This window comes from Streptomyces litchfieldiae (assembly GCF_031845365.1).
GTDB classification, from domain to species: Bacteria; Actinomycetota; Actinomycetes; order Streptomycetales; family Streptomycetaceae; genus Streptomyces; species Streptomyces litchfieldiae.
This window is the reverse complement of the sequence record NZ_JAVREL010000006.1, coordinates 99,158-120,260: the sequence shown is the minus strand read 5'-3', so window position 1 is coordinate 120,260 and position 21,103 is coordinate 99,158. Positions and strand designations below refer to the sequence as shown.

The 21,103-nt window shown below is 71.7% G+C and carries 8 protein-coding genes and 2 pseudogenes; 6 read left to right on the top strand and 4 right to left on the bottom strand.

From position 1 onward, the window contains the following. Positions 1–192 (top strand): hypothetical protein, encoded by a 192-nt coding sequence (locus RM590_RS12915; protein WP_311704646.1) that lies wholly within the window; start codon positions 1–3, stop codon positions 190–192. Here RM590_RS12915 and RM590_RS12910 read toward each other — a convergent pair whose 3' ends face one another. The 4 genes and pseudogenes from RM590_RS12910 to RM590_RS12895 all read right to left on the bottom strand — a co-directional run bounded on the left by RM590_RS12910 (position 193) and on the right by RM590_RS12895 (position 14,212). Continuing rightward, positions 193–4,338 (bottom strand): Eco57I restriction-modification methylase domain-containing protein, encoded by a 4,146-nt coding sequence (locus tag RM590_RS12910; RefSeq protein ID WP_311704645.1) that lies wholly within the window; start codon positions 4,336–4,338, stop codon positions 193–195. Further along, positions 4,338–7,255, bottom strand: a pseudogene (locus RM590_RS12905) (helicase-related protein). The gene RM590_RS12910 and the pseudogene RM590_RS12905 overlap by 1 nt, the downstream one beginning before the upstream one ends. After that, positions 7,255–13,583 (bottom strand): annotated as a pseudogene (locus RM590_RS12900) (protein kinase domain-containing protein). Before RM590_RS12900 ends, RM590_RS12905 begins: the two co-directional pseudogenes overlap by 1 nt. 497 nt (positions 13,584–14,080) lie before the next feature. Then, complete coding sequence (locus RM590_RS12895) at positions 14,081–14,212, bottom strand: DUF2087 domain-containing protein (protein WP_311704644.1); 132 nt, start codon at positions 14,210–14,212, stop codon at positions 14,081–14,083. A 199-nt stretch (positions 14,213–14,411) separates the two neighbouring features. Here RM590_RS12895 and RM590_RS12890 point away from each other — a divergent pair, with 199 nt between their 5' ends. From RM590_RS12890 to rhaS, 5 genes are all read left to right on the top strand, one after another. Further along, positions 14,412–15,782: a Gfo/Idh/MocA family protein gene (locus RM590_RS12890; RefSeq protein ID WP_311704643.1), complete on the top strand. Its 1,371-nt coding sequence runs from the start codon at positions 14,412–14,414 to the stop codon at positions 15,780–15,782. Positions 15,783–16,186: 404 nt separating this feature from the next. Beyond that, on the top strand, positions 16,187–17,704 hold the full coding sequence (locus RM590_RS12885) for a sugar ABC transporter ATP-binding protein (protein WP_311704642.1): 1,518 nt from the start codon (positions 16,187–16,189) through the stop codon (positions 17,702–17,704). Next, positions 17,701–18,756: an ABC transporter permease gene (locus tag RM590_RS12880; RefSeq protein WP_311704641.1), complete on the top strand. Its 1,056-nt coding sequence runs from the start codon at positions 17,701–17,703 to the stop codon at positions 18,754–18,756. The genes RM590_RS12885 and RM590_RS12880 overlap by 4 nt, the downstream gene beginning before the upstream one ends. Beyond that, positions 18,746–19,828 carry an ABC transporter permease gene (locus RM590_RS12875; RefSeq protein WP_311704640.1) on the top strand — a complete coding sequence of 361 codons (1,083 nt, stop codon included), beginning with the start codon at positions 18,746–18,748 and terminating at the stop codon, positions 19,826–19,828. The genes RM590_RS12880 and RM590_RS12875 overlap by 11 nt, the downstream gene beginning before the upstream one ends. A gap of 21 nt (positions 19,829–19,849) precedes the next feature. Further along, entirely contained in the window at positions 19,850–20,938 is a 1,089-nt protein-coding gene (gene rhaS, locus RM590_RS12870; protein WP_311704639.1) for a rhamnose ABC transporter substrate-binding protein, read from the top strand. The last annotated feature ends 165 nt before the right edge of the window (positions 20,939–21,103 follow it).

The window sequence follows — 21,103 nt, the reverse complement described above, 5'->3', positions numbered from 1 at the left end:
TTGCCCGAGATTATTTGGGAAGAGCCCTTCTGCGGGGAAGGCAACAACTGCTTCCGCATCGGCACCGACGCGGACGGCAACGCCTACATAGCGGTGGCCGGCCAGGAGGACACCTACCTGACCGACACCGCCGCCGCCTTGCGCAACCTGATCCGAGAGATCAAGGCCGGCAAGGCCGACCATCTGTTGTAGCTACTGCTCCACCAGTGGGTGGCGCGGACCTTCGCCGGGTGGCGGGGTCAGAGTGGAAACGTAGTTCTCACCGTCGATCGCGGGCGCGGTGAGGCTCACTCCGGCGGCCGCCATCCGGTCGTACTCGGCGAGGACCAGATCCCTGGTGCGGAAGTGACCGTACTTGGCGATCTCGTTGTTCTTCAGCCCGCCGCCGGAGTCCGACTGGAAGGTCTCCAGAATGTACTCGGTGTCGCCCTTGCCAATCCCGTAGAGGTGGAAGAAGTAAGCGTCCAACTCGGCCCGGATCTGGGCCCGTCGATCCTCATCCCACCGGAATGGCTGCCCGTCCACGTCACCGAGATCACGAGCCAACGGTGCCATGTCGAGAGCCGTGTAAACGAGTTCGCGGACGCGTGGGGCAATGAAGGGGACGTGGGGTTCCAGCGTCCCCGGAGTTGGCACGGGAAGCTGCTTCCAGATGAACAGCCCCATGCTCGTGCCGCCAATCTTTTGACGGCTAACGTAATCGAAGACCAGCGAACTTTGCATTGCGATCAGACCTGCCACGAGGGCAGCCGGAACTCGGGGCAGCATGAGAGGAAATTTGTGGCCGACCGCTGTACGCGGTAAGAAGGCCGCGATGGCCGTACGTTCATCCGTGGTGCGGCAGACGTCCCGCCAGCCACAGAGCCAGTCGTGTTCCCAGGCCACTTCTTCGAGGCGCCGGGCCACGCCCGGGACGTTGACGTCCTTACCGGACCGGATCACCGGAACGTCCCCGTCCTCGGCGACCCAGTAGCGCGGGGCCGCACTAACCATGGGGTCTTGCTTCTCCGACAGGGTCAGACGCCACCGGTCCTCGTTCCCCGTGCCGTGATAGCTGTTCCACCGATGGTCGAAATGGTGCGCCATCTTGCCCTCGTACAAGGGCAGCACCCGCACTCCATCCAGGCTGAAGACATTACCCTCGCGGCCCCAGCCCTCGTCCTCCAGTTCCTTCTCCGTTCGGAACAGATCGGAGTCATCAGTCATGTCGAACAACCGCTTGAACACGATCCCCCACGGATTCCCCCCACGTTTCTTCTCGTTCCACAGCACCGGAATCCGACTGTAGATGGCGGCCGTCAGGTCCGCGTCCCGGCGACTGCGGAAAATGGGCAGAGTCCCGGTGTTGGGGTTGATGAGGGCGATCTCCTCGGGACTGAGCGCGAACACCCGGTCGGCGTCGGCCAGATCCTCCGTGTCCTCCAGGTAGAACGCGAATCGGGCCGCCGACTCCCGCAGCTCCCGGCCCGCCAGGGCGAGCAGACAGAACTTGTAGCTGGCGTGCACACCGACGAAGAGCGGCTTGCGGTTCTCGAAGTCGTACAGCGACGCGACCGCCCCCCGCCGGGTGAAGTCGCTGAACAAGTACTGGGCGCCCGCCCCGGTCGCGATCGCCGTGGGGATGATGCAGCCGAAGCGGCTGCGGGGCGCGGCGATGATGGCGAAGCGCTCAGCGAAGAGCTGATCGGTTTGCAGGGAATTGACCCCCTTCACCGTCAGTCCCTTGCCGCACAGCGGGAAAGCCCCCGACGCCCCCACGAACAGGAACGTGGACTTCACCCTGCGGCGTGCCGCCCGGTAGTGCTTCCCGGCCTCCGGGTTCTCGGCCTCCCACGCGGCGATGCGCGTGCGCCTGGCCGTTCCGGCGATGCCAGCGATCGTGGGCTCGATGACGCTGAAGTACTTCTTGTCCTCGAAATCGACCTTGTCCCACGGCGGGTTGCCCACGACGCAGGAGAAGCCGCCCGTCCAGCCCGTGGAGTCGTCCACCCCCGCGCCGTCCTCCGGGACGTCGAACACGTCCGGGAACTCCAGGTGCCAGTGGAAGAACCGGTACTCGTCCCGCAGTCTCTCGATCTCGTCGTGGGTCGCCCGGGAGGCTGCCGTGCCCTCCGGGTCCTGCAAGGCGCGGAAGACCTCCTCGGTGATGGCGGGCGGGGCGTCCTCTGTCTTGTGCCACATGAACGCCGCGCACCAGGCGTCGGCGACGTGCAGTGCGTGCACATAGGCGTCCGACGCCTCCCAGGCCCGGTACGCCGCCTCCTGCTCGTGCACCTCCCGCAGCTCGCCCGAGGGGGCCGCGATGATCCGGCGCAGGCCCTCCGCGAAGGTGGAGTTGGCCACCCTCGTCGCCGCGCCGGGGTCGAAGATGCTGAGCTGCTGGGTGCGTTGCAGGGCGTTGAGCTTGCCCAGCCGTCGTGCGAACGCCGGGTCGTCGCCCTCGACCGGCTTGAACGCCTCGTTGGGGATGCCGCCGCGCAGCAGCTTCGGTGTCGCGCCCACCAGACCGTTGCCGTGCTTGATGTGGGCGTCGAGGAAACTGAGGGCCTTGCCCGGCTCCAGACCCTCCAGCCACAGCGAGACCTTGGCCAGCTCGACGGCCATCGGGTTCAGGTCCACGCCGTAGACGCAGCGGGCCACGACCTCGTGCAGGGCCTCCCGGACCGCGCCCGGGGTCGGTTCGGGATTGCCCTCGCGGACGGCGGCGACGCGCTTGGCGATACGGCGGGCGGCGGCGACGAGGAAGTGGCCGGAGCCGCAGGCCGGATCGCAGACCGTCAGGGACAGCAGTTCGGCGACGATGTCCGGGCCCGGATCGGGGCGGCCGGCCGCCGTCGCCCGCTGTTCGGCGCGCTTCTGGGCGTCGTCGATCACCGGGTCGAGCGTGGAGTCGAGCAGCGTCTCGATGAGAGAGCCGGGGGTGTAGTACGAGCCGGTCTTCTTCCGGTCGTTTCCCAGCCGGTTGACCAGGACGAAGCTGCGTTCGCTGGCGCTGTGTTTCGGCACGAGTTCGAGCAGCGACTCGTAGATGGAGCCCAGTTCCTCCGCGCCCATGTTGCGGTAGTCCACCGGCCGCCACCGGGCGGTGGCGGTGTCGCGTATGCGGCACAGGTGGCGGACGGCCTCCAGCAGCGAGGCGTTGGACAGGGAGCAGCCCCGCAGCGGGAAATCGGCCGGGATGTCGTCGAACAGGCCGCCGATTCCGCGCAGTCCCAGCTCCGGGCGGCCCTCGTCGCGCCCGAGAGCGTCCAGCACGACGCGCAGCGAGGCGTAGAGATCGGCGTGGGCCGTGCCGCGGCGGCGCAGGGCGTGGCGGCGTAACCGGGCCGAGGAGAAGTAGCGCGCGTACCGGTCGCGGGCCCGCGCGTCCGCGGCGGGGTCGTGCAGCGCGCCGCGGTCCTCGGCGACGAAGAGGAAGATCATCCGGTAGACCAGGCGCAGCAGAGCGGCGTGGTAGTCGACGATGTAGCCGTGCACATGGTCCATCCGTTCCCGCAGCTCCGCGTTGTCCGGGTGGCGCAGGAAGCCGGTACCGAGTGCGGTGAGGGCATGCTGGACGCCGTCCCGGTGCTGATCCAGGGCGCGGGTACCGGTGGCTATAGCCGCGGTGCGCCACTTCTCCAGCCAGCAGGCGGACGGCGGCGCGCCCTCGGGCACCTCGAAGCGGGAGACGTGCAGCAGGCGGTAGAGCAGGACGAACTCGCTGAACAGCTCGCCGTCGAATATCGCTTCGAGGTCGAACTCGACATAGGAGGCGGTGGCCAGTGCGCTGGAGTCGCGGAGCAGCCGCAGCTGGCGGCCGTTGGTGAGGACGGCCCACAGGTGGGCCCCGGTGCGGTTGAGGCATTCCTGCACCAGGGAATGGGGCGGAACGGTGCCCGGGCCCGCGGGCCTGCGATCGAGCGAGGCGTTCCAGGCCGGCAGGTGGAGGAGGACGTGCCGCCAGCGGTGGCTGACGGGGAAGACCCGCTCGGGGTCGCTGTCCGCCCGGAGCTCGGCCGGGCCGACCGTCTCCAGCCGGCCGAAGCCCAGCTCTCCGAAGAGGGGTTCGAGCCATTGGGTGAGGGCGAGGCCGGTGGGGTCGGCGGGGGTCTCGGCCTCCGGGCGGCGGGGCAGTCGCTGCCGCAGCTCGCGCCACACGGACTTGAGGTAGTCCCAGTGGCGTTCCGCCTCGTCGCGGACCGAGCGGGGGCCGATCACCCGGTAGTCGGCCGGGGCGGTGCCGGGGATGTCCCTGCCTTCGCGGCCCTCCGAGACGTGGACGAGCATGTCGGCGGGCAGCAGGCCGCCGACGGTGTGTACGGCGGAGAAGACCTGGCTGCGTGCGGTGGCGGACATCAGGGAGCCTTCCCGGGGGTGGCGATCGGGGGCAGGTAGACGTAGACGCCGAGGAGGTCGGCGGGCCGCTGGACCGTCACCCGCAGGCCGCGGATGATCTCGTCGGAGGCGCGCCGGACCCGGCGGTGGGAGGCGTGCAGCTCGGCGGCCAGCTCCTCGCCGTAACGGCCGAGCCGGCCGTCGACGGCGGCGAGCCGGTCGAGGGTGCGGGCCATGGTGCGTTCGCCGAAGTAGTCGTCGGTGTTCTCGGTGGCCTTGGCGGCGAGCAGTTCCCGGGCCCGCTCCCCCGGTAGCCAGGCCGCTTTCCCCGGCGGCCCCTCGAAGGCGAGCAGGCGGGCGTCCTCGGCGACCAGCTTCCGCTCGCCGTGGCGGGAGGGCAGAGTGAGGTGGAAGCGGTAACGGACCAGCAGCAGCGTGGTGGGGACGGTGACGGCGTCCGTGGTGACGACGCCGCAGCGGCGGGCCGGGCGGGGGCCGTCCGCCTTCGGGTCCAGGGCCGTGTTGAGGACGTGCGCGGCGAGGGCGCCAACGGCCGGGTCGGTGCGGACCAGCGCCGCCTCGCCCCGGGCCACCGCGGCCGTGGTGCGGAACGGGACGGGCCTGCCGTCCTCCACCGCGCCGCCGACCACCGGCGCGAGGGTGTCCCGCAGGCCGGCCGCGGTGCCGCTGACCTCCGCCGTGAAGTCGCCCGAGCCGTCGGCGGATTCGACGACGTGTGCCTCCAGGGCGGCCAGGGCGTGGCGGACGAAGGCGCGCACCTCGTCGGCCCGCCCCAGGGTTTCCCGGATCGCGGCCACCTCGCGGGCCACCTCCTCGGGATGGATCGCGCGCTGGGCGAACCGGGAACGGGAGGCCCGCTCCCGCTCGGCGGCCGAGGCCCACTCGCTTTCCAGTTCCGCGGCGCGGGCGTCCAGCGTCTCCAGCGCCTCGGCGCCGAACAGGGCTTGCTGCTCCGGCTGCTTGCCGCGCATCAGCAGCCACTCGACAATCGCGTCGGTCACCCCGGAGGACGCCTCATCGGGGACGGAGACGGAGATTCCGAGGTCCTTGCGGATCTGCCGGTGCTTCGCGATGAGGACTTCGAGGACCTTGCCGTCGATGCCGTTGTCGATGCCGTACAGAGTGATCACGCGGACCTGGTCCCGCTTCTGGCCGTACCGGTCGACACGGCCCTCCCGCTGGTCGTGGCGGGTGGGGTTCCAGGCCAGGTCGTAGTGGACGACGGCGTCGAAGTGGTGCTGGAGGTTGACGCCCTCGGAGAGGCAGTCGGTGGCGACCAGGACCCGCCGGGCGGCCTGGTCGTCCCCGGCCTCGGCGGCCAGCTCCTCGATGCGGGCGATCCGCTGCTGCGGCGACAGGGTGCCTGTGACGGAACGGACGACGGCCTTCGGCCCCAGCTTCTTCTGCAGGTGGTCCGCTACGTACTGGGCGGTGGGGATGTAGCGGCAGAAGACGATGGGGTGGTAGCCGTCGTCGAGCAGGGCCTTGAGATGCCTGATCAGGGCCTTGAGCTTGGCGTCCCGGTCGGGGCCCTCCAGGTCCTTGGCCCGGGCGGCCAGCTCGGCGAGCCGGGCTCCCGCCTCGCCCGTCCCGGCGCCGGGGGCGGCGTCCAGGCCCTCCAGCGCGTCGCTGTCCGCCGCGTCGCGGATGAGCGGCGCGGCCAGCCGGTCGGCCTCCTCGGCGCTGGCGGCGATGGCCGCGGCCGAGCGGGTGGAGAGGGTCTGGTGGGCCGCGCGGGGTGAGGAGACCAGGGAGCGCAGCAGGGCGATGGCGGACCACCAGGCGACGCGTGCCTCGCGCCGTCCCCGCTCGCCGGCGGTCGCGACCCGCTCGCCCGCGTAGGCGATGGCGTCCTCCAGCAGGGCCCGGTAGGCCGGGGACAGCTTGTACTTCTCGTCCTTGAAGTAGCGGTCGGCGGGGAACGCGGTCCGCTCGGCCAGGCTGTCGTCGGTGAGGCCGTCCTCCTTGGTGAGGTACTGGCGGACGTCCGCGCGTTTGCGCTGGACGAAGTGGCGGGCGAGGAGGCGTCGGCCGTCCTCGGAGTCGAGGTCGGTCTCCGCCAGCTCGGGACGGACCAGCCCCAGGAGGTTGCGGAAGGCGGACTCCTTGCCACTGTGCGGGGTGGCGGTGACCAGCAGGAGGTGCCGTTCGGCGTCCTCGGCGACGCGGCGCAGCAGTTCGTGGCGCAGCTGGTTCTGCGTCGAGGTGGTGTCGTCCGCGGCCACGCAGGTGTGCGCCTCGTCGACGATCACCAGGTCGGGGCAGTGCCGCACGAAGTCGTCACGGTGCCGGGTGGACTTGATGAAGTCCGTCGAGACGATGACGTGCGGGTAGCGGTCGAAGAGGGACTGGCCGAGGTCGAGTCCCCGCTCCAAGCGGGAGACGGTGGAGGCCAGCACCAGCTCGGCGTCGATGCCGAACTTGCTGCGCAGCTCCTCCTGCCACTGCTCGGCCAGGGCGGGCGAACACAGCACGGCGAGGCCCGTCGCCTCGCCCTGGGCGAGGAGCTCGCTCGCGATCAGCCCGGCCTCCACGGTCTTGCCGATGCCCACGTCGTCCGAGATCAGCATGCGCACCGTGGACTGGCGCAGGGCCATCAGCAGCGGGACGAGTTGATAGCCCGCGGCTCGACGGCGATGCCGGCCAGGGACCGGAACGGGCCCGCGCCGGCCCGGAAGCCGATGCGCAGGGCGGAGCGCAGCAGGCCCGCCGCGCGCTGGTCACCGAGATCGGAGGGGGCCGGCGGCGCGAAGGTGGCGTCGGTGACCTCCTCGAAGGCGGGGAAGACAGCGGCGATGTCGTCGTCGGAACCGCCGAGCGGGCGCAGCACGAGCATGTCGTCCGCACTCTCGGGGAGCACCACCCACTCCCGGCCACGCGAGGTGACCAGGGAGCCGGGCACGTAGGAGGGCGTCATCAGGAGTTTCCTCGCGAGGTGTCGTCGGGGGCGGAGCGCGCGGAGGGGTGGCCGGGGCCGAAGTAGCGGGCGTGCTCGGTGGCGATGGCGTCCCAGTCGCCGTCGTGCGGGAAGCGGATGACGTCCCACCGGGCCCCGAACAGCCGCTCCTCGGCGTCCTCGTCGCGGGTCGGGTCGTCCGCGGTACCCGGGTGGTCGACGTAGACGGCGAGGTTCACCCCCGGCATGCGGTAGACGAAGTCGGGGACCGCGTCGGCCTCCGGCACCACGGCGCGCACGTCGTCCGGCAGGCGCAGGCCGCGCTCCTTCAGCCAGGCGAGGAAGTCACGCTCCACGGGTGTGGCTGGGCCGGCGGCCGGCTCCGCGGCGGAGCCGCCGCCGAGCGCGGCGGCCAGGCGCCGGTGCTGGTCGCTGCGGGTCTCGCCGCGCTCCTGGACGGTGGCCGTGGCGGACGCGAGACGCAGCAGCGGGGCACGCACCGCGTGGCGGTCGATCGCGCCGTGGTGCCCCTGGTTGCCGTAGGTGAGCAGGCATTCGTAGCAGCCGCGGGCGCAGCGCCGGTCGGGGTGGGGCCCGCCCAGATCACGCCCCCGCTCGTCGAAGTGGCAGACGGCCAGGGCCTGTCGCGCGGCCCGGGCCAGAGCACCGGGCTCGGACTGGATCCGGCGCAGGACGCCCGCTCCGCCCTCGGCCGCCTCGGTGAACAGGAAACGGTCCCGGGGCCCTTCGTCCGGCGGCAGCAGCTCGCCGGTCAGCTCGGAGTCCTCCAGCTCGAACGCGGTCTCGATACCGCGTTCGAGGGCGTACATCAGGGTGAGCGCCTCCGGCTCGGGAAGCGGCTCGTCGAGGGTGACGACCAGGATGTTGCGGCGGTCCTCGACGAACGGGATGACGCGCTTCTTGCGCCGCTTCTCGTTCCCCTGGGCGTCGACCACGGGCATCTCGCTGGAGTCGCCGGACGCCTCCGAGGCATCGCGCTCGTTGAGCCACTGGCCGGTGGCCGGGTCGAGCCAGTATCCGGGCGGCTCGTTGTCCTTGACGCGCAGCCGGCCCACGTTGGTGATGCGGACCGTCGCGGAGTCGCCGTAGGAGAGCGTCGCCAGCTCGCCGCCGGCGTCGGCGACGCGTGCGTCCTGCCGCCCCTGGCGGGACCCGTGCTCCTGGAAACGGTAGGAGGTCTCCAGCCGGAAGCCAGCCTTGCGGCGCTCCTCCTCGTCGGAGGAGATCCGCTCACGCAGCTTGGTGTAGACGGTGTACAGGTGCAGCAGACCGTAGGTGGCGGCACCCAGCGGCCGGTCGCACATGGCGCAGCGGTCCCGCCGCTTGTGCGGATCGTCGAGATAGCCGCAGTGGGTGCAGCGGCGTGCCTCGCTGGTGGCGATGTCGCCGGAGGAGTCCGGTGCCAGCTGGACCCGGGTGACCTGGTAGCGGGCGCCCTCGTGGTAGATCAGCGCGCCGCGCCCGAACTCGCGGATGGCGAGGAAGCGGGGCCGCTGAAGGTAGTCGCCCTCCGCGTGGCGGCCGCCCCGGGTGGGCACGTAGGCGGCGAGCGGCAGGCGGGGGAAGGAGTAGCCGGGCAGGAAGCCCTCGGAAGCCAGGTAGCGGTAGGGGTTGAAGTCCGAGAGAACGGACCGGCTGTCCGACGCCTCGTTGGTGAGCAGCCGCAGCTGGGTCTCGGCCTCGGTGCGGCGGTGGAAGGCGCGGCGCCGCTCCCCCTCGGTGAGGCTGTGATCCAGCACCCGCTTGTTCTGGACGAACTGGTCCGCGAGCGCGGCGCGGAACAGCTCGCGCCAGCGGTCGAAGGCCGCGTCGAAGCGCGCGGGCACGGTGCGCACCATGTCCTCGATCCACCGCTCGTCCCACCAGGTGGTTCTGGCGAACTCGCGCAGCAGCGGCCCCAGCACGCGGTAGGCGGCCTCCACCGTGCGGTCCCGCGCGGCGCGGTCGTGCGACGCGGCGTGGATGTGGGCGTGCAGGTCGAGGGCGGGATGCGGGCGTACCGCGTCCTCGTCGTGGGCGATGTCGACGACCTGGGGGATGGCCCGGCCGAGCGTCAGGCCGGTCTCGGCGAGCCAGATGCCCTGGAGGTGTGAGCGGACCAGGTCCTCGTTGGCGAGGTCGAGGCGCGGCGGGGCGACGGCCCCGGCCACCATGCGGTCGGACCGCCGGAAGTAGTACTGGTCGTGGCTATTGCCGGTGGCGCAGTAGGTGGTGACCAGGGCGGGCTGGCCGCTGCGCCCGGCCCGTCCGTGGCGGGCGTCGGGGGGACGTTGCGCATCATGACCGCGTTGAGCGACGCGATGTCCACCCCCAGCTCCATGGTCGGGGAGCAGTACAGCAATTTCAGCTCGGCCTTGCTGAACTGCTCCTCGCGCCTGGCGCGTTCGCGGGGGTCCACCTGTGCCGTGTGCTCCCGGGCGAGCAGCCCGGAGAAGCCGTCGGCGGCGTTCCGGTAGAGGTCGCGGAAAAAGGTGTTGACCCGGGGACCGTCGCCGCTGGCGTAGGTGCGGGTGAGCGGGTCGTGGGCGCCGGTCTCGCCGGTGCCCGCCCGCCAGATGAGACAGGCCGCGGCGACCCGGTAGCCGGTCGGAACGGGGACCGAGGGGGCGCGGAACCGGCCGGCGTACCGCGGTGCCTCGGAGACCTCGGTCACCAGTCCCGCCTTCGTGAGCACGGTGAGCAGCTGCTGAATGACCAGCTGGAGGCCGGCCTCATCCAGGTGCTGCTTGGCGAAGCCGCTGTCGGTGCGGCGCAGGTACCGGCCGAACTTGCCGCGGGCGGACAGGAAGAGACCGGATCGCGACAGGCCGGGGCGGGACGGCCGCGGGTAGGCGGTGCCGACCCTGGGGCTGTCGCTCCTGCTCAGCGCCCAGGGAGCGATCAGGCGCTCCTCGCTGGCCTCCCGCAGCGGGTCGAAGTCGTCGCGGAAGAACTGGACATCGATCGCGAGGGCACGCCGCATCTCGTCCAGCAGCGCCCGGGTGATCTCCGCGCGCAGGGCCGGATCGGCGTCCCGCAGCACCGGAAGGGCGTCCTGCCAGCGCTCGTCGTGCTCGGCGACCCACTGGAGGTCCGCGTAATCGATCTCCAGCAGGCCGGTCTGCTCCAGATTCGGCATCGTGATGCGCCAGCCGCGCTCCAGGTCGAGATACAGCCGGAAGCCGATCACGTCCCGGAAGGTCTTGGCGGCGGCCCGGGCCATGCCGGGCGGCAGGTCGGACTGCCCGGTGTAGGCAGCGGACTCCAGACCGAGCGTGTTCGCCACCCGGGTGGCCAGGTCCTCGTGCTGGATGCCGTCCGGGCCGGCCTCCAGGGCTGCGCGGTAGAGAGCGCCGCGCAACTGAGTGATCTGCACGAAGTCGTTGAAATGGCCCGCCTGGAGCGACGCGTCCTGCCGGTTGTCGACGAAGGTGAGGAGCTTGCGGGCCTCCTCGGCCAGGCCGCTGCCCTCGGGCACGGAGGTGAGGGAACGGACCACCGAGGCGGATACCAGGGACGTGGCGGAGGAGCGGCCCTCCTCGGCCAGGCCGCTGCCCTCGGGCACGGAGGTGAGGGAACGGACCACCGAGGCGGATACCAGGGACGTGGCGGAGGAGCGGCCCTCCTGGTCCAGCGTGGCGAGCTTCGCGAAGTCGCGTCCCCGGGTCTGCTCGTAGGCGACCCCGCAGTGCAGGCAGAAGGAGAAGGGTGCGGGGATGAAGACGGCGTCCAGCGTGCCGCGTCCCTCGTGCCCCCGGGGATCGACGGTGACGGCGTACGGCAGGCGGTCGCGGTGCGACTTCCTCACCACCTCCTGTCCGCGCTCGTCGATCTCCAGCCAGGACTCGGGGAGCCGGCGGTCGGCAACCGCCTCCTCCGGGGTGCGCGGCCACGACAGGTCGATGTACAGGTAACCGTCGCCGGCCCGGCCGCCGGTGGCGGCCGTGTCCCGGCGCGGCTCGTAGCGGATCTCCCCGTCCTCCTGGACGCGCCAGACCGTCAGATACTCCTGGCCGCACTCCCGGCAGAAGGCCAGCGGGATCAGCAGATGGCCGTCGGTGTCCGGCTGTACGCGCTGATAGTCACGGGTCAGGTGGCGGGAGTCCTTGTCCTGGAGGGTGACGTACACGGTGTCGCCCTTGGACAGGAACTGGTGCAGCCGGAACGCGAACAACGGCCGCTCGGTGACCGGGTGCCGGACCTGTGAGCCGGCCTCCAGCGTCTCGCGTACCGCGTCCGCACAGGTTTCGGCCACGACTCCGCTGATTCTTTCGAGCTCGGCCGCGGCGTCCTCGATCCGTGCGGGCCGCTGCCGCACCAGCCGGCCGGTCGGCTCGTCGGTGGCCAGGCCGAAGTACGTCTCGATCCAGCGTGCCAGCGGATCGCCGACCAGATCCGCGTAGGACCGGGGCGAGGGTGCGCTCAGCCGCGCGGCCGGAACGGTCTCGGGGGAATCATCCGTGGCGCGCACGAGAGTCTCGCCGATCACGTGCGAAGGGAGGATCCTCGTCCCGAACAACTTCGACGCCGTCGTGGCGACGACCTGCCGCTGCTCCTCCAGCGTGCCCTCGGTGGACATGGTGGCCGAGGTACCGACGCACTGGAGGTCTTCGGCCCGGCAGGCGTCGCGCACCCGCCGGATGAGGAGCGCCACGTCGGCACCCTGCCGGCCGCGGTAGGTGTGCAGCTCGTCGAAAACGAGAAATCGCAGGCCCTGGGCCATCTGTACCAGGCTGTCGCGGTCATCGGGCCGGGTGAGCATCAGCTCAAGCATCACGTAGTTGGTGAGCAGGATGTCCGGCGGGTTCTCGCGGATTTCCCGGCGGGCGGCCTCGTCCTCCTGCCCGGTGTAACGGGCGAAGGTGACGGGCTCCCGGCCGGCTCCATAGCCGTGCTGCAGGTATTTCTCCAGCTCTTTGAGCTGACTGTTGGCCAGGGCGTTCATCGGATACACGATGATCGCGCGCACCCGCCCGCCCGCGCGCGGACCGGCGGCCTGCCGTTCCCGGAGGACCCGGTCGACGATCGGCACGATGTAGGACAGCGACTTACCGGAACCCGTGCCGGTGGTCAGCACGTAGGAGCCGCCGGCCGCGGCGGCGTCGATGGCCTGCCGCTGGTGCCGGTGCAGGGTGAGCGGGCGGCCGTCGGGGACCGTTCCGTGCTCGGACTTGCGCGCCTGGAAGATGCGGGCGCACTCCTCGTGCAGGACTCCCTGGGCGGCCAGCTCGGCCACCGTGCCGGCGGAGGCGAAGAACGGATTGAGGGACAGCCAGGGGTTCGGCCACTGGGACTTCGCGTCGAGGTCACGCTCCACGAAGTCGGCGATCCGCTCGTCCCGGATCACGGTGCCGCCCTTGGTGAAGGCGCGGTAATCCCCGATCAGCTCCCGGTGCACGCCGAAGACATCCATCCCCGTGCCGGTCCCCGCCTGGCGGCGGATCGCCACGGACGGCGAAGCCACGGGACGCTCGTCCGGCATGCGCAGCACCACCGGACGGGGATCGAACTCCCGCCAGCCGGGCAGCTCCTCGTCCCCCGCGGCCACCAGGGGGAGCAGCGCCTCGCGCACGGTGCCCGCGTTCTCGGGCCGCTCGGCCGGATCCTTTCTCAGCAGCCGGTCCACCAGCCGGGCCATCGGCTCGGGGACGTCGCCGCGTATCAGGCGCAGCGGCGCGGGCGGCTCGTGGACGTGTAACTCCCCCAGCTCGTAGGATGTTTCGCCGACAAAGGGCGGCTTGCCGACGAGCATCTCGTACAGCACGCACCCCAGTGCGTAGAGATCCGCGCCCGGGGTGACCAGGCTCGCCTGGAACTGCTCCGGCGCCATGTACCGGGCGGTGCCCACGGTGGCACCGGAGCTGGTCAGCGGTGTGGAATCGGGGTCGTCCGCGATCCGGCCGATGCCGAAATCGAGGACCTTCACCAGGCCGCCACGGGTCAGCATCACATTGCGGGGCTTGAGGTCCCGGTGGATGACGCCCGCCGCGTGGGCGGCGGCGAGGCCCCCGGCTATCTGGGCCCCGATGGCGGCGGCCCAGCTCACCGGAAGCTGCGGCTCCTCGTCGATCAGATCGGCGAGCGGGTGCCCGTCGAGGAACTCCATGGCGAGATAGGGAAGACCGCCCCGCGCGTCGTCCACGCCGCCGTCGATCGTGCGAGGCAGGTGCGGGTCGCGCAGCTTGCGCATGATGGCCACCTCACGGGCGAACCGCCGCACGGCCTTCGCGTCTGTCCTGGTGTCAATGCGGGCGCCGGAGCGGCTGCGCAGCATGAGCTTCACGGCGACGATCCGATCGGGGGCATCCTCGGCCACCGCCAGATCCTCCGCTCGGTGGACCTCCCCCATGTTGCCCGAGTCCACCGCCCCCAGCAGCCGGAAGCGTGCCACGATCGTTTCCCGTTCCACAGCCGCGCCCCTGCCTTCCCCGGCCGCTCCAGACCGGCGGCCCGCTTTCCCGTGGTGACTGTCCGGACGCCCATCGTGGCAGATGGGGCACCCCCTCCCGCCAATCGCACACATCAGGGCCTGCATGACGCTACGTCAACACGTTAGCAGCGTCAACACATCAGCTCGACCGCTGAGGTTCGGCGGAAGATCGCATGAGCGGCGTGACGTGTGACTGCCGTCCGCCGCGTGCCGGTGGCAATTCCGGCTGACGAGGCCGAAGCACGCGGCGCACGACGGGGAACCGCGCCGTAGGGAGTTGCGCCCCGCGCGACTCGCCCGAGCCGAGCCGCGAAACCGCGGCGACGGCAGAACGCGCCGGCGGGCGTGCCCGCGCCAGGCCCACGCGGCGACATCCGCTGGTGCGGACGTTCGCCGGCCACTACGCGCACTATCCGTCAGACGCGCCCGGTGGTGCCGGACTCGTTTCCGCGCAACAGACCCTCGTCCACGGGGACACGGCGCAGGCTCACGCAGTTGTCTAACCATTCGCCGCGGATCGCGTTGACCTCGGCCTCGGAGTAATCCACGCCGTGCCCCACAGGGGCACCGCGGCGGTCATGGCCGGCAGTTCGGAGGTGACAACCCAAGTGCACAGAGAATGCAAAATGGTGGATCCGGGGAGCGCGATCCAACAGAAACCCGCAAGTTACTTCACCAATCGACGCGATCGTCCTTAGGGTGCTGGGGGTATCCGAACGGATGCCGACGCCAGGAAAGGAACGTGCGTTGACCAGTCCGACTTCGACAGACGGCGGGCGCAAGCGGTACGCGCTCATCGGCACCGGACACCGGGGACGGGAGTATGCGCGTGGGCTGTGCGGGGAGTACCGCGACGTCGCCGAACTCGCCGCCCTCCTCGACCCCAACCCCGGCCGGCTCGACTTCTACCAGGACCTCATCGCCGGCCTCGGCACGGGCGCGGCCGCACCCACCGGGTACGAGAGCCCCGACGACCTCGAGCGGATGATCGGCGAGCAGCGGATCGAACGCGTCGTGGTCACCGCCCCGGACCACGCCCACGCGGACCTCGTGGCCCGCTCGCTGCGGGCCGGCGCCGACGTGATCGTGGAGAAGCCGCTCGCGACGGACGCCGACGGAACGCGGCTGATCGTGGACGCCCTGAACGAGAGCGGCCGCGATCTGGTGATCACCTTCAACTACCGCTACTCGCCGAGGAACGCCGCGCTGCGCGAACTCGTGGCCTCGGGCGCGGTGGGCGAGGTCACCAGCGTGCAGTTCGAGTGGGTGCTCGACACCAGCCACGGCGCCGACTACTTCCGCCGCTGGCACCGGGAGAAGCCCAACTCCGGCGGGCTGCTGGTACACAAGGCGTCCCACCACTTCGACCTCGTCAACTGGTGGATAGACGACGTGCCCAGCCGCGTGTACGCCTCCGGCGGACTGCGCTTCTACGGGGCCGCCAACGCCGCCCGCCGGAGCCTGGGCCCGCGGCCCGAGCGCGGCACGACGGAGAACAGCGCCGCCGACCCGTTCCTGCTCGACCTGCGGAGCGACGAGACCCTGCGCCGGATGTACCTGGAGGCCGAGCACCACGACGGCTATCTGCGCGACCGCGACGTCTTCGGCGAGGGCATCACCATCGAGGACAACCTCGCGCTCGTCGTGGACTACGCGGGCGGCCCCTCGCTGAGCTATGGCCTCAACGCGCACAGCCCCTGGGAGGGTTACCGCGTCGCCATCAACGGCACCGAGGGCCGCGCGGAGCTCGACGTGGTGGAGCGCGCGGCGGTCATCACGGACGCGGCGCGGCCCGCGGTCGTCGACCCGAGCGCGGTGAAGGACGCGGCGGCCGTCGCGGGCGCCCGGGAGGAGAGCGAGCGGCTGATCCTCCAGCGGCACTGGGAGCCGGCCCGCGAGGTGGAGATCCCGCAGGCCGACGGCGGCCACGGCGGCGGCGACGCCGAACTGTTCCGGGCGCTGTTCCGCGAGGGGCCCGCCGACCCGCTCGGCCGCGCCGCCGGCATCGTGGACGGCATCAGGGCCGTCTCGGTCGGCATCGCGGGCAACCGCTCCCTGGCCACCGGGCTCCCGGTGACGGTCGCCGACCTCGACCTCGGCGACGACCGGCTGCCGTAGGGCCTGTATCGAGTTCCCGTCCGGGCCCGCGACGCCAGTCACGGCACCTCGCCGCTCCCCCAGACTCCGTCTGGGAGGTGCCCCCAGCCGAATCGCGCGAATACGGCCGGGTATGAGCTGCGATCCGGTGCCTTGCTGGGGGTACCTCCCAGGCCCCCAAGGGCCTGGGGGGGCACCGCGTCTGACGCCGCGGGCTGATCCGACCGGGAACTCGATACAGGCCCTAGCCCCCTCCCCCCGCGGCGACCGGGAACTCCGGCCGGGCGGGGCCGCACCCCCTTGACGCTTCCGGACATCACGTCTAACTTCCCCCGCGAACTTGAATCGTTTCACGCTCGTTCGTCGCGTTCGAGCCGCATCCTGTTCGAGCTGCATGGGGAAGATCGTGTGGAAGAAGGAGCGCCATGTCCGGCCCCGCCCCCACCCCGCCTCTGCTCCGACTACGTGATGTCGCCAAGTCCTTCGGCGCCGTTGCCGCCGTCAAGGGCGTGTCCCTCGCCCTCCACGCAGGGGAAGTGCACGCCCTCGCCGGGGAGAACGGCGCCGGCAAGTCCACCATCGTCAAGATGCTCGCCGGTGTGCACCGGCCGGATTCCGGCGGCGTGGAGATCGACGGCCGGTTGGTCGTACTGCACGACCCGGCCGCGGCCCGCGCCGCCGGCATCGCCGTGATCCATCAGGAACCGACCCTCTTTCCCGACCTGTCCGTGGCCGAGAACATCTTCATGGGCCGTCAGCCGACGCGCCGCCTCGGCCGCATCGACCGCGACGCCATGCACACGGCCACGACCGCCCTGTTCGCCCGGCTCGGGGTCGCGATCGACCCGGGCCGGCCGGCCCGGGGCCTGTCCATCGCCGACCAGCAACTGGTCGAGATCGCCAAGGCGCTGTCCCTGCGGGCCCGGGTGTTCGTGATGGACGAGCCCACCGCCGCGCTGTCGGGAGTCGAGGCGCGGCGCCTGTTCGCCGTCGTGCGGGGCCTGTGCGAGCGCGGCGCGGCCGTGCTGTTCATCTCGCACCGCTTCGACGAAATCTTCGCCCTGTGCCGGGACATCACCGTGCTGCGCGACGGGGCGTGGGTGTCCACCGACCGCGTCGCGGACGTCACCGTGGACGCCGTGATCCGCCGCATGGTGGGCCGGGAGGTCTCCGCACTGTTCCCCAAGGAGGACGTCGAGCCGGGCGAAGTGGTCCTGGACGTCCGGGGGTTGACCAGAACCGGGGTGTTCGAGGACGTCGGGTTCACCGTTCGCCGGGGCGAGATCGTCGCGCTCGCCGGGCTCGTCGGCGCGGGGCGCAGCGAGGTGGTCCGCGCCGTGTTCGGCGTGGACCGCTACGACCGGGGCGAGGTGCGGGTCGCCGGCCGCCGGCTGCTGCCGGGCTCCCCGGCCGCGGCGATGGCGCGAGGCGTCGCGCTGGTGCCGGAGGACCGGCGCCAGCAGGGGCTGGTGATGGAGCTGTCGGTCGAACGGAACGCCGCGCTCACCCGGTTGCGCCCGCTGGCGCGGTTCGGCCTGCTCTCGGCCCGCGCGGAACGGCGCGCCGCCCACGACTGGGCGCGCCGGCTGCGCGTCAAGCACGGCCGGCCGGGCGACCCGGTGGGCACCCTCTCCGGCGGGAACCAGCAGAAGCTGGTGCTGGCCAAGTGGCTGGCCACCGAGCCGAAGGTGCTGATCGTCGACGAGCCCACGCGGGGCATCGACGTCGGCACGAAGGCGGAGGTGCACCGGATCATGTCGCGGCTGGCCGCCGAGGGCATGGCCGTGGTGATGGTGTCCTCGGAGCTGCCCGAGGTGCTGGGCATGGCCGACCGGGTGCTGGTGATGCGCGAGGGGCGGATCACCGCCGACCTGCCGGGGGCGGAGGCCACCGAGGAGTCGGTGATGTTCGCGGCCACCGGCCGGGCGGGGGAGGCGGCATGACGGCTCAGGAGACCCGGGCAACGGCGGCCGGGGAGCGGGCACCGGCCCCGCGCGCGGGCGGCGTGCGGAGCCTCGCGGGGGTGCGCGAGCTGGGTGTCGCGCTGGCGCTGGCGCTGCTGGTGGCGGTGACCGCCGCGGACAACTCCCGTTTCCTGTCCGCCCAGAGCATCCGCGACGTGCTGCTGAGCGCGTCGATCCTGGTGGTGCTCGCGGTGGGGCAGACGGTGGTCGTCATCACCCGGAACATCGATCTGTCGGTGGGGTCGGTGCTGGGCCTGACCGCGTTCGCCACGGGCAAGCTGTTCGTCGCCGCGCCCGGCACGCCGATCCTGGTCGCGGTGGCGGCCGGCGTCGGGCTGGGGGCGCTGTGCGGGCTGCTCAACGGCGCGCTGATCGCCGCCGCCCGGGTGCCGGCGCTGGTCATCACGCTGGGCACGCTGTACGTGCTGCGCGGCGTGGACCACTCGTGGGCGTCGGGCGAGCAGATCAACGCGGCGGACATGCCGCGTTCGTTCCTCGACCTGGGCACGGCCACGCTGCTGGGCGTGCCGGTGCTGGCGCTGGTCGCGGCGGCGGTGCTGTGCGTGGTCGCCACCTGGCTGCGGTCCTACCGCAGCGGGCGCGAGCTGTACGCGATCGGCTCCGAGCCGGCGGCGGCCCGGCTGTCGGGGATCCGGGTGGGCCGCCGGGTGTTCCTGGCGTTCCTGATCAGCGGCTCGCTGGCGGGCCTGGCCGGGGTGCTGCACGCGGCCCGGTACGGAACGGTGGACGCGACCGTGGGCACCGGCATCGAACTCCAGGTCGTGGCCGCGGTGGTGGTGGGCGGCGTGGCCATCTTCGGCGGCAGCGGAACGGTCTGGGGCGCGGCGCTCGGGGCCCTGCTGCTGACCACCATCGGCAGCTCGCTGGCGGTGCTGCGGGTGGATCCGTTCTGGCAGCAGGCCGTGGTGGGCGCGCTGATCCTCGCCGCGATCGGGCTGGACCGGCTGCTCGCGGCGCGGCTCGCGGCGCGCGCGATCCGATCGACGGGGAGGACCGCTCATGGCGCATGACACGCTCTACGCACAGCCGCAGGAGCCGGGCGCGCCGGTCGCCCGGGGCGGCCGGCTGGTCCCGCTGCTGCGCCGGTGGGACACGGCGGTGGTGGCCGCGCTGCTGCTGGTCGTGGTGGGTTCGGGGCTGCTGGTGGACGAGTTCGCCACCGGCCGCAACGCGCAGTTCCTGCTGCTGGACGCGGTGGCCATCGGGCTGGTCGCGCTGCCGATGACGCTGGTGATCGTCACCGGGGAGATCGATCTGTCGGTGGCCAGCACGCTGGGCCTGTGCAGCGCGGTGATGGGTCAACTGTGGCTGTCCGGGCTGCCCCTGGAGCTGATCGTGGTGGCCGCCGTGGCGCTGGGCGCCGCGCTGGGCGCGGTGAACGGGCTGTTCGTGACGGTGTTCGGGCTGCCGTCGCTGGCGGTGACGATCGGCACGCTGGCGGCGTACCGGGGGCTGGCGTTCGTGGTGCTGGGCGACCGCGCGGTGGCCGACTTCCCCGGTGACTGGACGGACGCGGCGACGGCCACGGCGCCGGGCGGCGCGCTGCCCTGGGTGATGGTGGTCACCGGGGTGCTGGCCGTGGTCTTCGGCGTGGTGCTGCACGCGACGCCCCTCGGCCGGGAGCTGTACGCGATCGGCAGCAACGCGGAGGCCGCGCGGTTCTCCGGGATCCCGGTGGTCCGCCGGAAGTTCTGGCTGTTCGTCGCCTGCGGGGCGGTCTCCGGCCTGGCGGGCGTGTACTGGACGCTGCGGTACGCCAGCGCCCGGGCCGACAACGGCGAGGGGCTGGAACTGGCGGTGGTGGCCGCGGTGTTGCTCGGCGGGGTGTCCATCTTCGGCGGGCGCGGCACGCTCGCCGGGGTGTGCGCCGGAGTGCTGCTGCTGGGCACGCTGCGCAACGCGCTCCAACTGGCCGACGTGCGCTCCGACACGCTCGACATCGTGACGGGGTCGCTGCTGATCCTCTCGGTGGTGGTGCCGAACGCCGTGGCGCTGCTGCGCGCCCGGCTGGGCCGCTCCCCCGCCGGCTCCCCCCGTTCCCCTGACCGTTCCCCGGCCGACTCCTCGGCTCATACCCCGTAGGAACAAGGAAGGGATTCTCCGATGCCCAAGCGCAGTCTCAGTCGCACCTCCCGGGCCGGCGCGGCGGCCGTCGCGCTCGCGGCGCTGCTCGCCACGGCCGCGTGCTCCGGAACGACGCGCGACGACAACGACGAGTCCGGGGACGCGGGCGCGGAATCGACCGCCACGGCCGATCCCGACGCCCCGATCGCCGAGGACCTGGTGGTCGCGTTCCTGCCCAAGCAGGTCAACAACCCCTATTTCACCGTGGCCGACGAGGGCGGCCGGGCGGCGGTCGAGGAGTTCGGCGGGGAGTTCAAGGAGACCGGCCCGTCCGAGGCCAGCGCCTCCTCCCAGGTGAGCTACATCAACACCCTGTCCCAGCAGGGCTCCGACGTGATCGCCATCTCCGCCAACGACCCCAACGCGGTCTGCGGCGCGCTGGACGGCGCCCGGGAGGAGGGCGCGCGCGTGGTGACGTTCGACTCGGACACCAACCCGGAGTGCCGCGACCTGTTCATCAACCAGGCGACGGCCGAGGGCATCGCGCGGACGCAGATCGAGCTGATCTCCGAACAGATCGACGGCGCGGGCCAGATCGCGATCCTGTCGGCGACGCCCAACGCGACGAACCAGAACGCGTGGATCGAGCTCATGGAGGAGGAGCTGGCCGAGCCGGAGTACGCCGACATCGAGCTCGTCACGGTCGCGTACGGCAACGACGAGGACGAGAAGTCCTTCCAGGAGACGCAGGGCCTGCTGCGCTCGTATCCGGATCTGGAGGGCATCATCTCGCCGACCACGGTCGGGCTGGCCGCCGCCGCGCGGTATCTGTCGGGCTCGGAGTTCGGCGGCGAGGTGGCGCTCACCGGGCTGGGCACGCCCAACCAGATGCGGGAGTTCGTCCGGGACGGCACGGTCGAGGCGTTCGCCCTGTGGAACCCGGCCGACCTCGGCTATCTGGCCGCGTACGCGGGCGCCGCGCTGGCCTCGGGCCGGATCACCGGCGCGGAGGGCGAGACGTTCGAGGCGGGTGAGCTGGGCGAGTTCACCGTGGAGGCCGACGGTGTGGTCGTCCTGGGCCCGCCGACGGTGTTCGACGCGGAGAACGTCGACGACTTCGACTTCTGAGCGTTCCCGCTGAGCCTTCCCGCCCCGGCGGCGGGCGCGTGGCACCGGCCGCGCGCCTGCCGTTCCGGATCGCGACCGAATCAGATCAACACCTGCCCTCTTCCGCCCGGTTGCGAACGGTGATACTTTCCGCCCGCGAATCGGCGACTCACCGGTCCCGGCCCC